This window comes from Xanthomonas sp. WHRI 8393, from assembly GCF_040203315.1.
Taxonomy (GTDB): Bacteria; Pseudomonadota; Gammaproteobacteria; order Xanthomonadales; family Xanthomonadaceae; genus Xanthomonas; species Xanthomonas arboricola.
This window is the reverse complement of sequence record NZ_JBEGGL010000001.1, coordinates 839808-855034: the sequence shown is the minus strand read 5'-3', so window position 1 is coordinate 855034 and position 15227 is coordinate 839808. Positions and strand designations below refer to the sequence as shown.

Here is a 15227-nt window from a genome sequence, read left to right as displayed (position 1 = left end):
GCAACGCGTTTGGTAACAACTCGCTTCACTGCAGCACCCAGGTAGTGTCCGAACAGCCCTGGAGTGTAGCTACTGCGGCGTTCGATCGGGTGTGCACGGCAGCGGGCGATGCATGCCGTCGCGCCAGCGCCACTGCCGCTCAGAACAGATCGACGCTGCCGACCTGCTGGGCGACCTGCTGCATCTTTCCGCTGGCCACCAGTTCGGCGTACACCTCGGTGCGATTGCGGCCGTGCTGCTTTGCCCAGTACAGCGCCTTGTCGGCCTCGTCGAGCAACTGGCTGATCAACTGGCCGTCGGTGAGCTCGACGATGCCAGTGCTGAGCGTGACCTTGCCGACCTGCGGAAACACCTGCTCGGCCACCGCCATACGGAAACGCTCGAACAGGCTCACCGCGATGTCGCGGTCCACGCCGCGCAACACGATCACGAACTCCTCGCCGCCGAAGCGGAACAGCAGATCGTCCTGGCGGAAGCAGCGCTGCATCAACTGCGCAACCAGCAACAGCACCTCGTCGCCGTACAAGTGGCCGAAGCTGTCGTTGACGCGCTTGAAGTGATCGATGTCCACGATCCCCAGCCACACGCCTTCGCTGGCTGCTGCATCCGCACCACCGGCGAACAGGCGCAGGATCACATCGTCGAAGGTCTTGCGGTTGCGCAGGCCGGTCAACGCATCGCGCTGGGCATCGTCGAGCAGGCTGCGGTAATTCTGGAAAAAGCGCGCAAAGCCCTGCAGCATCACCTGTTCGGCGGCGCCGGGTGCGCGCGAGCCGCCCACGCGCAGGCAGGTGCGGATGCCGCGTGCCTCCATCATCGGGTACACCAGCAGCGCGCGGCCGTCCTGCTGCAACTGCACCACATCGCCCGGCCCATGCAGGTCAGCCAGTTGCGCGCGCAGCTGCGCGTCGTGGATGTCGGCCACCGTCAGCGACAGCCGGCCATCCTCGCGCAGCCGCGTTTCGGCCATGGTGCGGCCGTCCGGTGCGATGCGCAGCAACGACAGTTCCTCGGACGCGCAGACCTCGCGCATGGTGCGCAACAGGCTGAGGTCGAGTAGATCGGCATCGCGGATGGCGGTCAGGTCCACCATGCGTTCCAGCAACGGTGCCGTGGTCATTGCCGCACCATCCCGCGGGCAGACGCAGGCCCGCAGCGCCGGTCACGGCACGCGGGCACACCTCTCGGGCTGGAACGCACTGGCATCACGACGGGTTACCGGCAGTCTCGATGCCGGTTCATCGGCGCTGAACGCGCGAACTTGAGTCCGCCCGCCGGCCGGCGCAGCGCACGGCCAGCCGGCGTACACGGATGTGCAGGCGCACGACCGGCCGGCGCACCAGCGCGCTTACGGCAGTGCGGACTCCAGCGCATCGTCGCCCAGCGCGTGCGCCTGCATCAGACGCCGGCTGCCGGCATTCAGCCCTTTGACCTGGACGTCCAGCGCGTGATGACGCAGCCGCTGCACCACTTTGTCCAGCGCCGCCACCGCGGTGATGTCCCAGAAATGCGCGCGGCCGACGTCGATCACCACTGCGCGGCCGGGCACCTGGCGCGCGTCGAAGGCGTCGATGAACACGTCGGCCGAGGCGAAGAACACCTGCCCGCGCACGTGGTAGGTACGCACGCCGTCGTCGCCGTCGCTGTGCGTGATCTGCAGCAGCCCGGCCACCTTGAAGGTGAAGAACACCCCGCTCAATACCACTCCCACCGCCACCCCGGCGGCCAGGTTGCGGGTGACCAGGGTCACCGCCACGGTGGCCAGCATCACCACGCTGGAGGTGCGCGGATGGGTGACCACGGTGCGCAGCGAACGCCAGTCGAAGGTCTCGGCCGAGACCATCACCATGATCGCCACCAGCGCGATCACCGGTACCTGCGAGACCCACGGCTTGAGCAGCACCATCAGGATCAGCAGGAACACCCCGGCGAACAGGGTGGAGAGACGGCCGCGCCCGCCGTATTTCACGTTGCCCACGGTCTGCCCGATCATGCCGCAGCCGGCGATGCCGCCGAACAGGCTGGCCGCGGTGTTGGCCAGACCCAGCCCGGTGCACTCGCGGTTCTTGTTGCTCGGGGTGTCGGTGAGTTCGTCGACCACGCGTGCGGTCATCAGCGATTCGAGCAGCCCCACCATCGCGATGGCCAGCGCCGGCAGGGCGATGATGCGCAAGGTCTCCAGCGTCAGCGGCACCGCCGGCCATTGCAGGACCGGCAGCGCGTTAGGCAGCTTGCCCAGATCGGCCACCGTCTCCAGTGGCAGGTGCAACGCTGATCCCAGCACCGTCAGCACCAGGATGCACAGCAGCGGCGAAGGAATCGCCGACACGCCCGGCAGCGGCAGCCGCGGCAGGCCGTAGATGATGAGCAGGCCCAACGCCAACATGCCCCAGGTGGCCAGGTTGGCGTGCTGCAGATGCGGCAGCTGCGCGGCGAAGATCAGCACCGCCAGCGCATTGACGAAGCCGGTACGCACCGAACTGCTGACAAAGCGCATCAGCACGCCCAGCCGCAGCAGACCGAACAGGATCTGCACCGCACCGGCCAGCAGCCCGGCCGCCAGCAAATAGGGCAAGCCGTGTGCGGCCACCAGCGGTGCGGCCACCAGGGCCACCGACCCGGCCGCAGCGGAAATCATCGCTGGGCGGCCGCCGAAGAACGCGATGACAATCCCGATCACGAACGACGCGAACAGCCCCACTTGCGGGTCGACGCCGGCCACGAACGCAAAGGCGATCACTTCGGGAATCAGCGCAAAGGTAGCGACCGCACCGGCCATCAGTTCGCGCGCAGGCGAGGCGCGCCATTGCGCCAGTTCGGCACGCAGAAAGGACATTGGAAGACACTCCGGGGACAGAAAGGACAGCCTGCGGACAGGCGACAGCGGCGATAGTGTGCGCGAAAGCGACCCGGCCCGCAGCCTGCGTGTGACCGGTGCGGCAATGCGCCTTTCTGTGGTCCGGATCACGCCAAACGATGCGGCTGCGGACCAAGATGCCCCCCTCACCGGGTTCGGGTGTCGAGCCGGGTTCGCTAGGGAGATCACCATGTCCATTTTCAGGACTGCCAGTACGCTCGCACTGGCCACCGCGCTGGCGCTCACCGCCGCACCGGCCTTCAGCTACTCCATCAGCAACAACAAGATTGTCGACGACAGCGGCAAGGTGGTCCAGCTCAAGGGCGTCAACGTGTTCGGCTTCGAGACCGGCAACCATGTCATGCACGGTCTGTGGGCACGCAACTGGAAGGACATGATCAACCAGATGCAGGGCCTGGGCTTCAACGCCGTGCGTCTGCCGTTCTGCCCGGCCACCCTGCGCAGCAGCACGATGCCGACCAGCATCGATTACAGCCTCAATGCCGATCTGCAGGGCCTGAGCTCGCTGCAGATCCTGGACAAGGTGATCAACGAATTCAACGCGCGCGGCATGTATGTGCTGCTGGATCACCACACCCCCGATTGCGCCGCCATCTCCGAGCTCTGGTATACCGGCTCGTATTCCGAAGCGCAGTGGCTGGACGATCTGCGCTTTGTCGCCAACCGCTACAAGAACGTGCCCAGCGTGATCGGCCTGGACCTGAAGAACGAGCCGCACGGTGCCGCCACCTGGGGCACCGGCAACGCGGCCACCGACTGGAACAAGGCCGCCGAGCGCGGTTCGGCCGCGGTGCTGGCGGTGGCGCCGAAGTGGATCATCGCGGTGGAAGGCATTACCGACAATCCGGTCTGCTCGACCAATGGCGGCATCTTCTGGGGCGGCAACCTGCAGCCGCTGGCCTGCACCCCGCTGAACATTCCGGCCAACCGGCTGCTGCTGGCACCGCATGTCTACGGGCCGGACGTGTACGCGCAGGCGTACTTCAACGACAGCAAATTCCCCAACAACATGCCGGCGATCTGGGACCGCCACTTCGGCCAGTTCGCCGGCACATATGCGCTGCTGCTGGGCGAATTCGGCGGCAAGTACGGCCAAGGCGACGCACGCGACAAGGTCTGGCAGGACGCGCTGGTGAAGTACCTGCGCAGCAAGGGCATCAACGAGGGCTTCTACTGGTCGTGGAATCCCAACAGCGGCGACACCGGCGGCATCCTGCGCGACGACTGGACCAGCGTGCGCGAAGACAAGATGGCGCTGCTGCGGACGCTGTGGGGCACGGTGAGCAGCACCACGCCGACGCCTACTCCCACTCCGACGCCCACGCCAACTCCAACACCGACGCCGACGCCGACGCCCAGCGGCAGCTTCAGCACCAAGGTGAGCGTGGACAGCCAGTGGAACGGTGGCTACTGCAACCGCGTGCAGGTCACCAACACCGGCACCGCCAGCGGCACCTGGGCGATCGCGCTGCCGGTCACCGGCACTGTCAACAACGCCTGGAACGTCACCTGGTCGCAGAGCGGCAGCACGCTCAAGGCCAGCGGGGTGGACTTCAACCGCACCCTGGCCGCCGGTGCGACGGCCGAATTCGGCTTCTGCGCGGCCGGCTGATGCAATACGGCGGGCACGTAGTGCGTGTCCGCCATTACCTTGCAAGCTGCCGACAGTCTGCAAGTCACCAATGTCGCGTCACCCATCGATCGCTGGATCGATGCCCATGACCTTGCAGGAGCGCCCCCGGACGCGATGAAGCGTTATCGATAACGCCCCATCGCGCCCGGGGGCGCTCCTACATTGCAGCTGCCGCAAGCGGACGCTGCCGCAATTAGCATTCAACCCGCATGTGAATCAGCCGCTATTCATGACATAGCGCCCTACGCGCGTTCTGGATGCCGTTGCCATGCCTGTTGTCTCCCTGTTGCGTCGTCACGTTGCCAATCTCCCGCTTACCCGCAAGTTCGTGCTGTTGTGCAGCTTGTTGACGGTGGGCGTGATCCTGCTGGCAGTGGCCGCGGCCCGCCTGCAATACCTGGACCTGATCGAGGCGCGCAAGCTCAGCGTCAAGACCGAGGTGGAGATGGGCCTGACCGTGATGCAGCACTACGCAGACAAGGCCAAGGCTGGCGAACTGACGGTCGAACAGGCCAAGGAAGCTGCACGCACCACGCTGGCGGACATGCGCACCAACGACGGGGTGGATTACTTCTTCATCGTCGACCCGCAGATGCGCATCCTGATGCATCCCAAGCGCGCCGTCGGCACCGACATGAGCGACTACAAGAGCGATGCCGGGCAGTACGTCTATCGCGACATCAAGACGGCGATCGAGCGCGGCGACGGCTTCAGTTACTACGACGCGCCCAAGCCGGGCAAGCAGGAGCAGCTGCCCAAGATCAGCTACGCCAAGACCTTTCCGGCCTGGAACTGGGTATTGGTGATGGGCGTGTACGCCGAGGACATCCAGGTGCAGGCCTGGGGCTTCACCCGCACCCTGACCCTGATCGGCGGCGCCTTGGTGGCGATGGTGATCGGCCTGTGCTGGTTGATCGCCTCGGCGATGGCCGCACCGCTGCGGGCAGCATCGCGCACCGCGGAGGCGATCGCCTCGGGCCGCTTCGACAACGATATCCGGGTTGAATCGCGCGACGAAACCGGCCAGCTGATGCACAGCATGCAGCAGATGCAGACCCAGTTGCAGCGCTTCAACGGCGAGATGCAGACCATGATCCGCCTGCAGCAGGGCGAGAACATCGCGCACCGCATTCCGGAGGATTTCCCCGGCGATTACGGCACCCTGGCGCATGGCGTGAACACGGTGGTGTTCGAGCATCTGGATGCCATCAACGAGGCGATGGACCTGATGGGCGAGTACGGCCGCGGCGATCTGCGCCGCGACATGCGTCGCCTGCCCGGCCAGCGCGCGGCGCTGCACGAAGCGTTGGACACGGTGAAGAGCAACCTGTCGGCGATCAACAGCGACATCGCACGCCTGGCCGACGCGGCCGCACGCGGCGATTTCTCCGCACGCGGCGAGCAGGCGCGCTACCAATTCGCATTCGCCGAAATGGTGCAGGCACTGAACCGCCTGATGCAGCAGGCCGATGCAGGCCTGGACGATGTCGGCCGCATCATGGCCGCGATTGCCGATGGCGATCTGTCGCAGCGGGTGGAATCGCATTACGAGGGCGCATTCGGCCGCCTGGCCAATGCGGCCAACCGCACGGCGATCCAGCTGACCACCATCGTGCAGGGCATCCAGCACTCGGCCGAGATGATCAACACCGCCGCCGGCGAGATCGCCAGCGGCAATGCCGACCTGTCCACACGCACCGAGCACCAGGCGGCGAACCTGGAAGAAACCGCCGCGTCGATGGAAGAACTCACCTCCACCGTGCGCCAGAACGCCGACAACGCGCGCCAGGCCAATCAGCTGGTCAAGGGCACCGGCGAAGTGGCCGAAAGCGGCGGCCGCGTGGTGCAGGAAGTGGTCAGCACCATGCAGGCGATCACGCAATCGTCGGCACGGATCTCCGACATCATTGGAGTGATCGACGGCATCGCGTTCCAGACCAACATCCTGGCCTTGAACGCGGCGGTGGAAGCGGCACGCGCCGGCGAACAGGGCCGCGGATTTGCGGTGGTAGCCACCGAAGTGCGCGCGCTGGCACAGCGTTCGGCCGGCGCGGCCAAGGAGATCAAGCAGCTGATCTCCGATTCTGTGGAAAAAGTGGCGCAGGGCTCGGACCTGGTGCAACAGGCCGGCAGCACGATGACCGAGGTGGTCAGCTCGGTGCAGCGGGTGACCGACATCATGGCCGAGATCACCGCCGCCAGCACCGAGCAAAGCGCCGGCATCGAGCAGGTCAGCACCACGGTGATGCAGCTGGATGAAATGACCCAGCAGAACGCGGCACTGGTGGAAGAAGCCACCGCTGCGGCACGCAGCATGGAAGACCAGGCGGCGGATTTGACCCGCGCAGTGGCAGTGTTCCGGTTGGTGCCGGAGCAGGCTGCGCTGACGCAACGGCGCTCGGTGGTGCAGGCGGCTTGATTGAGGGATGTAGAGCGCCTCCCCCTGCGAGCGCGAAAGCACGGCATGCGCGCCACTGGCGCGCGTGACGCAACCGTGGGCTGGGGCGCGGAGCGGGGATTCGGATAAGCGTGCCCGAAAGCCGCATCTGCACAGAACAGGCGCGTCATCGGATCAAAAAAAGCTGACCAGACCGCAGATCAGCAGACCGCCGTGCAACGTGCACGGCTCACAACCATGCATACCGACCATCTCGATTGGTCCTTGCCCGCCTACCGTCGCGGGACCTTACGCGGCATGGATGCCGCGTAAGAGCCTACAAGGACGTACTTGCGGCGTGTCCTGCGATGGTAGGCGGGCAAGGGCCTTGCAGCCAAGCCGCAGATCATCGCTCTGCAACTGAACTATCCGTATTGTCCACGCCAGTCGAAGCGCAATGCGTAGAGCAACCAAGGCTTCGACTCGCGGCGGCGTTGAGGCGTGATTAGATACTTAAGTCAAACGCTCGGTGAGTCGAGCGCGCGGCGCCCTCACCGCTCGCGGGACACGCCGTGAATCCGTCCATGGAGGCTCCTTGGCGGCATCCATGCCGCCAAGGGTCCCGCAATCGGTCAGGGCACCGCACCAAATAGTTGGTCGGTGGTCACGCAAAAAGCTGCTTATCGCTCAACTTACGCCGGATGTTGCGCCGGCGCATCAGGATCAAACAACGCGCATCACGCACTGCCCTTGCTGCTCTTAAGTAAGCACACCGACCATCTCCGATGGTCCTTGCCCGCCCATCGTCGCGGGACCTTACGCGGCATGGATGCCGCGTAAGAGCCTACATGGACGTACTTGCGGCGTGTCCTGCGATGGTGGGCGGGCAAGGGCCTTGCAGCCAAGCCGCAGATCATCGCTCTGCAATCCATGCATCCATCGCCTGCATCACCTCTCCAGACGACCGCGATAATGGGTCTCAACGTCGCGGGTGGTGAACATCATCGATGCGATTGACGCGGCTTTATGGGTAGGCCGTACCCTCACCCGCCCTGCGGGCACCTTCTGCTGTTGGAGAAGTGTGTGTTGCTGCATGCGCTGCGTCAGCGCGCGGCGTCGCGTCCGGTGGTGGCACTGCCGTGGCGGGCGCGTTTGACGGCGTACATCGCTTCGTCTGCCGCGTGCATCAGGCTGGCAGCGTCGGCCTGCTGGCCGTGTTGCCAGGCGACGCCGATGCTGGACCGGATCGGCAGATGTTGCTCACCGAACATGGCACCCCCCACCGATGCGGCGCGGATCCGGTCTGCCACGGCGGCGCATTCGGTCTGCGGATCCTGCAGGTTGTCCAGCAGCACCACGAATTCGTCGCCGGCCAGGCGTGCCACCAGATAGCGGCCTTCGGCCGCCTGCTGCAGGCAGCGGCCGAAGGCGACCAGTACCGCGTCGCCGGCGCGGTGGCCGTGGACGTCGTTGATGCGTTTGAAGCCGTCCAGATCCAGGAACATCACCGCGACCGCGCGCTGCTGCTGTTGCGCCTGGGTCACCGCAACCTGCAGCGCCTCGGACCAGGCGTGGCGATTGGGCAGGCCGGTCAGGGCGTCGCGGGTCGCGCGCTCGTGCATCAGCCGATGCAGGGTCTTGTGCGCGGTGACATCCTGCGCCATCAGGAAGAATCCCTGCGCCTGCGCCGCTGTGCCCTGCATTTCCGGCACCAGGGTGATTTCCACATCGCGCGGTGTCGCGCCACCACGCAGAACGTGTTCGAAGTGGGCCCGCTGCCCGGCGCTCACCTGCGCCAGCGCAGCGCGCGCCTCCGCACCGAGGTCCTCGCCCAGTACCTGGGTGATCGCGCAGCCGACCAGACTGGCCGGCTCCACGCCGAGCCAGTCGCGATGCGCCTGGTTGGCGAACAGGCAGCGCTGCGCGGCATCGTAATGTCCCACCAGGGTGGGGGTGGCATCGCTGATCGCACGCAGCCGCGCTTCGCTTTCGGCCAGGCGCTCGGCGGCGACATGGCGTTCGGTGACGTCCTGAATCTGCGAGACGAAATGCACCGGCGCGCCGCTGCTGTCGCGCACCAGCGACACCGACAGCTGCGCCCAGATCACCGCGCCCTGCTGGCTGATGTAGCGCTTGGCCAGGCTGTAATTGTCGCGCTTGCCGTCGATCAGTTCCTGCACCAGGCGCAGGTCCATGTCCAGATCGTCGGGGTGAGTGATGGTCTGGAAGGTGGTGCGCAACAGCTGCTCGCGCGGATATCCCAGGATGCTGCACAGCGACGGGTTGACGTCGCGCCAGTCGCCATCCAGCGAGACGATCGCCATGCCCTGCGGGGCGGTTTCGAACGCACCGCGGAAGTGCTCGGCCGCCAGCTGCGCGGCGGCCTGCGCCTGCAGCTCGGCGGTGACGTCGATGGCCATTGCCAGGTAGCCGGACAGCCCCTGCTGCGTGTCGTGGATGATGTTGAAGCACAGCCGTACGCGCCGCAGTCCGCCGTCCTTGCGCACCAGGGTCCAGATTTCTTCTTCGAGCAGGTCGCCTGCAGCGGCGGCGGCCAGCTTGATGTACGACGGCGGCGACAACGCCAGCGTGGCCATGTGCCGCTCCAGCTCGGCCGGCAGGTGGAACTGCGCCGGGCAGCGGCCCAACACCTCGTCGGCCGCGTAGCCCAGCAGGCGCTCGGCGCCGGGGTTGAACAATTCGATGCGCCCGTTCGGATCGAACGCGATGATCGCCACATCCTGCGAGGCGTCCACCAGCGACTGCAGGCGTGCGCGCTCGCCCGCCAGCGCAGCCGAGGCATCGCGCAACTGGGTGATGTCGTGCATCACGCATACCGCACCCAATGCCGCGCCCTGGTCGCTGACCACCGGGTCGGCATTGCACAGCACGCTGCGTGCCGGCTGGCCGGTGGCACGGATCACCATCTCGGCATTGCGCACGTGCTCGCCGGCCCAGGCGCGCACCAGCGGGATGGCCTCGGTGGGCAGCAGCGCACTGCCGTCGGCGTTATAGAGATCGAAGTGCTGGGCCCATTGCGTCGGCGGCAACAGGCGCGGATCGGTACCGTGCCATTGCCGTGCGGCGTGGTTGAACTCATGCAGCAGCCCGTCGCTGTCGCAGGACACCACGCCGTCGGGCATGGCTTCCAGCAAACGGCTCAGGGTCTGCCGCTGCGCCTGCGCAGCCAACCGGTCACGACGCGCCTCCAGTTGACCGACGGCTTGCCGCGCCAGGCGGATCAGGCCTTGCTTCTGGTTTTCGTCGAGCAGCCGCGATTGGGTGCTGAGCGTGCACAAGGTGCCGTAGGCATAGCCCTCACGGCCGACCAGCGGCACGCCCGCATACGAGCGTACCCCTGGCGCAGCAGTGACCAGCGGGTTGCGCGCGAAGCGCGGATCGGCCGCCGCATCGGGCACTTCCAGCAGCTCGGTCCCCATCACCGTGTAGGAACAGAACGACATCGCGCGCGGGGTACCTTCCAGATCGGTGCCACAACGCGCCTTGAACCACTGGCGGTCGGCGTCAAGCAGCGACACCAGCGCCATCGGGGCGCCGGTGATGTGGGCCGCCAGCCAGGCGATATCGTCGAATTCGGCCTCCGGCTCGGTATCCAGCACCCCCAACCGACGCACCGCCTCCACGCGCAGGGCGTCGTCGGCGGGAATGGGTACGGGCGGCAACAGGACGGTCATGGCGTGATCGGCGGGCAACGTCTGGGCAAGGTAGGTCGCCCCAGGTAACGGCGAGGCGATGATCAACTTGAGCGCGTGCGCCGGGCCTGCTGGCGGGCCGGTGGTTGCCGCACCCCCACCCGCGCCGGCCCGGGCGTCCCATCGCACGCCGCCCCGCCGGTGGCCGCACCTGCCCCCCTGCCGGACAGCATTTGCGACACCGCCGGGCAGCCACTACCCTCGGCCGATTGTCCTGCTCTGGAGTGTCACATGCTGCGTCCGCTGTCCCTGTTGATCGCCGGTGTGCTCGGCGTCGCTGCCGGTACCGTTGCTCCCGCCGTCGCTGCCGCCCCGGCCAGCCTGTCCAAGCCCGCGGCCAGCAGTGCCATTCCCGAGATCGGCTACACCCGCTTCACCCTGCCCAACGGCCTGACCGTGGTGGTGCACGAAGACCACAAGGCGCCGGTGGTGGCGGTAAGCATCTGGTACCACATCGGCTCCGGCGACGAGCCGGCCGGCAAGACCGGCTTTGCGCACCTGTTCGAGCACCTGATGTTCTCCGGCTCGGAGAACAACAAGGGCAGCTTCTTCGCGCCGCTGGAAAAGGTCGGCACCACCGACATGAACGGCACCACCTGGTTCGACCGCACCAACTATTTCGAGACCGTGCCGACCACCGCGCTGGACACCGCGCTGTGGCTGGAATCGGACCGCATGGGTCACCTGCTCGGCGCGATCGGCCAGGAAGAACTCGACACCCAGCGCGGCGTGGTACAGAACGAGAAGCGCCAGGGCGAGAACCGCCCCTACGGCCGCGTGGACCAGAACATCCTGTCCAACCTGTTCCCGGCCAACCACCCGTACCAGCACGACACCATCGGCTCGATGGAAGATCTGGACGCGGCCTCGCTGGCCGACGTCAAACAGTGGTTCAACGACAACTACGGCGCCGCCAACACCACCCTGGTGCTGGCCGGCGACATCACCGTGGCGCAGGCGCGTGCCAAGGCGCTGCAGTATTTCGGCGACATCCCGTCTGGCAAGCCGGTGGCGCGCCAGCAGCCGTGGGTGACCCCGCTGGCCGCGCAGAAGCGTGGCGTGCAGCACGATCACGTCTCGCAGCCGCGCATCTACCGCACCTGGGCCGCACCGCAGCTGGGCAGCGATGCGGCGATCCAGCTGGACCTGGCCACCACCGTGCTCGGCGGCGGCAAGACCTCGCGGCTGTATCAGCGCCTGGTCTACCAGGACAATCTGGTCGATGACGTATCAGCGGCGATCCAGCCGTTCGCGCTGTCCAGCCAGGTGCAGATCCAGGCCGACGTGAAGGACGGCGTCGACCCGGCCAAGGTCGAGGCGATCATCGACGAGGAGCTCAAGAAGTTCATTGCCCAGGGCCCGACCGCCGACGAGCTGCAGCGCGCGCAGGTGGCCTACCGCGCCGGCTTCGTGCGCGGGCTGGAAAAGGTCGGCGGCTTCGGTGGCAAGGCGGTGATCCTGGCCGAGGGCCAGGTCTACCGCGGCGACCCGGGCGCCTACAAGCAGGATCTGCAGCGCGGCCAGGCCGCCACCGTGGACAGCGTCAAGCAGACCGCCGCCACCTGGTTCGGCAAGGGCGACTATCTGCTCACCGTGCTGCCGGCCGGCAAGGATTTCGACCCCGCCGCCGAAGACAAGGCAGTGGTCGCGCGTGGCGAAGAACCCGGCAAGCCAGCGCCCAGGCTGCCGGCCGCCGGCAAATACAAAACCACCGCCTCCACGCTGGACCGCAGCAAGGGCGTGCCGCAGACCAGCCAGTTCCCCGACCTGAGCTTCCCGCAGCTGCAGCGCGGCAAGTTGAAGAACGGCGTCGAGGTGATCCTGGCCGAGCGCCACACCATCCCGGTCACCCAGGTGGAACTGCTGTTCGATGCCGGGTATGCGGCCGACCAGGGCAACAAGCTCGGTACCGCCAGCTTCAGCGCCGCGCTGATGAACGAGAGCACCGCCGCGCTGGATTCGGTGGAAGTGGCGCAGCGTCGCCAGCGCCTGGGCGCCATCACGGCGGTCGGCTGCGATCTGGACAGCTGCAGCGCCTCGCTGGATGCGCTCAACGACCAGTTGCAGCCGTCGCTGCAGCTGTTCTCCGACATCGTGCGCAACCCGGCCTTCAAGGCTGCCGACATCGAGCGCATCCGTGGCCAGTGGCTGGCCGGCATTGCGCAGGAGAAGACCCAGCCCAACAGCCTGGCGCTGCGTGCGCTGCCGCCGTTGCTGTTCGGCCAGAACCACCCCTACGGCATCCCGCTCACCGGCAGCGGCACCGAGGCGGCGATCAAGAGCCTCAACGCCCAGGACCTGCAGGCCTTCCACCGCCAGTGGCTGCGTCCGGACAACCTGCGCATCCTGGTGGCCGGCGATACCACGCTGGCGCAGATCATCCCGCAGCTCGATGCCGCCTTCGGTGACTGGAAGGCGCCTGCCACGCCGTTGCCGAAGAAGAACCTGGTCCAGGTCGCCGCGCAGCCCAAGCCGCGCGTGTACCTGATCAACCGCCCGGATGCGCCGCAGTCGGTGATTCTGGCCGGCCTGCTCGCACCGTCCACCAAGGCGCCGGACAACCTGGCGATCGGCGTGGCTAACGGCGCCTTCGGTGGCACCTTCACCTCGCGCCTGAACATGAACCTGCGCGAGAACAAGCGCTGGGCCTACGGTGCCGGTACCCGCATGCTGGATGCGCAGGGCCAGCGGCCGTACATGTTCTCCGCGCCAGTGCAGACCGACAAGACCGCCGAGTCGGCCAACGAGATCCTCAAGGAAGCCACCGCGATCATCGGCGACAAGCCGCTGACCACCGACGAGATCGAGAAGATCAAGAACCAGCGCATCCGCGCCCTGCCCGGCAGCTTCGAAACCACTGGCGCGGTGCTGGGTGCGATCGAAGGCATCGTGCAGTTCGACCGCCCCGACGATTATGTGCAGATGCTCAAGCCGCGACTGGAAGCGATCGACCAGCCGGCCGCGCAGAAGGCCATCAAGGAAATCATCGCGCCCAACGCGATGACCTGGGTGATCGTGGGCGACCTGAAGAAGATCGAATCCCCGGTGCGTGCGCTCAAGCTCGGTGAGGTGCAGGTGCTGGACGTGGACGGCAAGCCGGTCAAGCGCTGAGGCTGGTCAGTCGCACACCGACGGCGCGGCTTTCGAGCCGCGCCGTTGCCAGATCCGCGTACGCAACGGTGCGTGCGCGTATGAGTCGCCGGTGCCTGCGTGCAATGCGCAGGCATCACACTTGGGTTTGAAATCTCGCGCCGGCGCTTCAGTCCGCCGGTTGCATGTCCCCTAGCCTGCGCAGCGCGGCGGGGATGCGGATTTGGAGACGCTGTGCAGGCCACGCCGGGAACGCGGCCGATATCCACGCGGCGTTATCGATGGTGCCGGTATCGTGGCCTCTTTCTCGCTCGCGCTTGTCCGACTTACCCGATGAAGCAAATGCCCCCGGCTGACGAAGCCTCCCGCCAACAGGTCCTGGACGGCTATCGCATCGTCGACAGCCTGCCCGAGGACACTTACCAGGACGTCGTGCAGGTGGCGGCCTCGCTGTGCAACACGCCGATCGCACTGATGTCGCTGGTCGATCGCGACCGCCAATGGTTCAAGGCCCAGCTCGGTCTGGGCATGCAGCAGACCGACCGCAGCCAGGCAGTGTGCGATCACGCCATCCGCAGCCCCGAGCAATTGATGGAAGTGCGCGACCTCACCCAGGACAGCCGTTTTGCCGATGTCTCTGTGGTCACCGGCGAGACCGGCGCGCGCTTCTATGCCGGCATGCCGCTGGTCACCTCCGACGGGGTGGCGTTGGGCACCGTCTGCGTGCTCGACACCGAGCCGCGCACGCTCACCGACACTCAACGCACCGGGCTGCAGGCACTGGCGCGCGTCACCATGCGCCTGCTGGACGAGCGCAAGCGCGAGCTGCAGCTCGAGCGCGAGGCGATCCTGCAGCCGGTGGCACCGGCGGCCGCCGATGCCGGTTATTACCTGGTGATTCTGGAAGTGCAGGAACTGGCCGCGCTGGCCGAAAAACAGAGCGAGCGGCTCCTGGGTCGCGCCTTGCAACAGCTCGACCAAGCCCTGGCCGCGCAGGCGCAAGCCAACGGCGACAGCGTGGACCGCGTGACCGACAGCGCCGAATTCATCGCCGTACTGCGCGATCCCAATGCCGAGCAGAAGCTGCAGCGCCTGCGCGACATCGCCAAGCAGCAGCATGCGCACGGGCTGACGGTGCTGATCGGCCAGGCGCAGGCAACCCGTGGCGACGAGCCGATCGGGCAAGTGTTCCTGCGCGCGGAAGTCGCGCTGAGTGTCGAGAAAGACCGTTACCGCCAGAGTCTGGCGCAGGACGGCCTCAGCGCCTGATGTAGCGCGGGGCGACAGTCCGGCTGCCGGCTGATCCGCCGTGTCATAGACGTGCCCTCACAACTCCCGCTGCGCGCCTTCAGCCGCGCTTGCGTCGCGGGCGCTCCAAGGCATGCGCGCGCTTGCCGCGAAAGCCGTACCTTCTCGCCCAGGCGGGAGGGGGTTTTAGTCCCGATATCGGACGAAGCTGCCTTACTTCTTCAATTCCTGTCGGGACGCTTCCCTTCTCCCACCGGGAGAAGGGAAGCGCAGCGCCGCTCGTCCACT

At 66.7% G+C, this 15227-nt stretch carries 7 protein-coding genes; 4 read left to right on the top strand and 3 right to left on the bottom strand.

Annotated elements, in window-relative coordinates; genetic code table 11:
- Window positions 1–139: 139 nt before the first annotated feature.
- Both ABQ137_RS03665 and ABQ137_RS03660 read right to left on the bottom strand, forming a co-directional pair.
- Window positions 140–1120, bottom strand: a complete 981-nt coding sequence (locus ABQ137_RS03665) for a GGDEF domain-containing protein (RefSeq protein ID WP_180968862.1) — start codon at window positions 1118–1120, stop codon at window positions 140–142.
- 228 nt (window positions 1121–1348) lie between these two features.
- Window positions 1349–2836 carry a SulP family inorganic anion transporter gene (locus tag ABQ137_RS03660; RefSeq protein ID WP_104594039.1) on the bottom strand — a complete coding sequence of 496 codons (1488 nt, stop codon included), beginning with the start codon at window positions 2834–2836 and terminating at the stop codon, window positions 1349–1351.
- Window positions 2837–3047: 211 nt separating this feature from the next.
- Between ABQ137_RS03660 and ABQ137_RS03655 the strand changes: the two genes are divergently transcribed.
- Both ABQ137_RS03655 and ABQ137_RS03650 read left to right on the top strand, forming a co-directional pair.
- On the top strand, window positions 3048–4490 hold the full coding sequence (locus ABQ137_RS03655) for a cellulase family glycosylhydrolase (protein ID WP_349781211.1): 1443 nt from the start codon (window positions 3048–3050) through the stop codon (window positions 4488–4490).
- A gap of 307 nt (window positions 4491–4797) precedes the next feature.
- Window positions 4798–6930 carry a methyl-accepting chemotaxis protein gene (locus tag ABQ137_RS03650; RefSeq protein WP_179465000.1) on the top strand — a complete coding sequence of 711 codons (2133 nt, stop codon included), beginning with the start codon at window positions 4798–4800 and terminating at the stop codon, window positions 6928–6930.
- 1061 nt (window positions 6931–7991) lie between these two features.
- Here ABQ137_RS03650 and ABQ137_RS03645 read toward each other — a convergent pair.
- Entirely contained in the window at window positions 7992–10730 is a 2739-nt protein-coding gene (locus ABQ137_RS03645; protein WP_503021184.1) for a PAS domain S-box protein, read from the bottom strand.
- Window positions 10731–10832: 102 nt separating this feature from the next.
- On the opposite strand from ABQ137_RS03645, the gene ABQ137_RS03640 reads away from it, so the two are divergent.
- Both ABQ137_RS03640 and ABQ137_RS03635 read left to right on the top strand, forming a co-directional pair.
- Window positions 10833–13712, top strand: a complete 2880-nt coding sequence (locus ABQ137_RS03640; protein ID WP_349781207.1) for a M16 family metallopeptidase — start codon at window positions 10833–10835, stop codon at window positions 13710–13712.
- A gap of 312 nt (window positions 13713–14024) precedes the next feature.
- A complete protein-coding gene (locus ABQ137_RS03635; RefSeq protein WP_349781205.1) occupies window positions 14025–14960 on the top strand; it encodes a GAF domain-containing protein in 936 nt (311 codons plus the stop codon).
- Window positions 14961–15227: the final 267 nt, after the last annotated feature.

What these genes read in the sequence shown, in the direction of transcription:
- ABQ137_RS03635 (WP_349781205.1), top strand. Translation starts at nt 14,025, where the DNA reads ATGAAGCAAATGCCCCCGGCTGACGAAGCCTCCCGCCAACAGGTCCTG.
- ABQ137_RS03665 (WP_180968862.1), bottom strand. Translation starts at nt 1,120, where the DNA reads ATGACCACGGCACCGTTGCTGGAACGCATGGTGGACCTGACCGCCATC.
- ABQ137_RS03655 (WP_349781211.1), top strand. Translation starts at nt 3,048, where the DNA reads ATGTCCATTTTCAGGACTGCCAGTACGCTCGCACTGGCCACCGCGCTG.
- ABQ137_RS03660 (WP_104594039.1), bottom strand. Translation starts at nt 2,836, where the DNA reads ATGTCCTTTCTGCGTGCCGAACTGGCGCAATGGCGCGCCTCGCCTGCG.
- ABQ137_RS03640 (WP_349781207.1), top strand. Translation starts at nt 10,833, where the DNA reads ATGCTGCGTCCGCTGTCCCTGTTGATCGCCGGTGTGCTCGGCGTCGCT.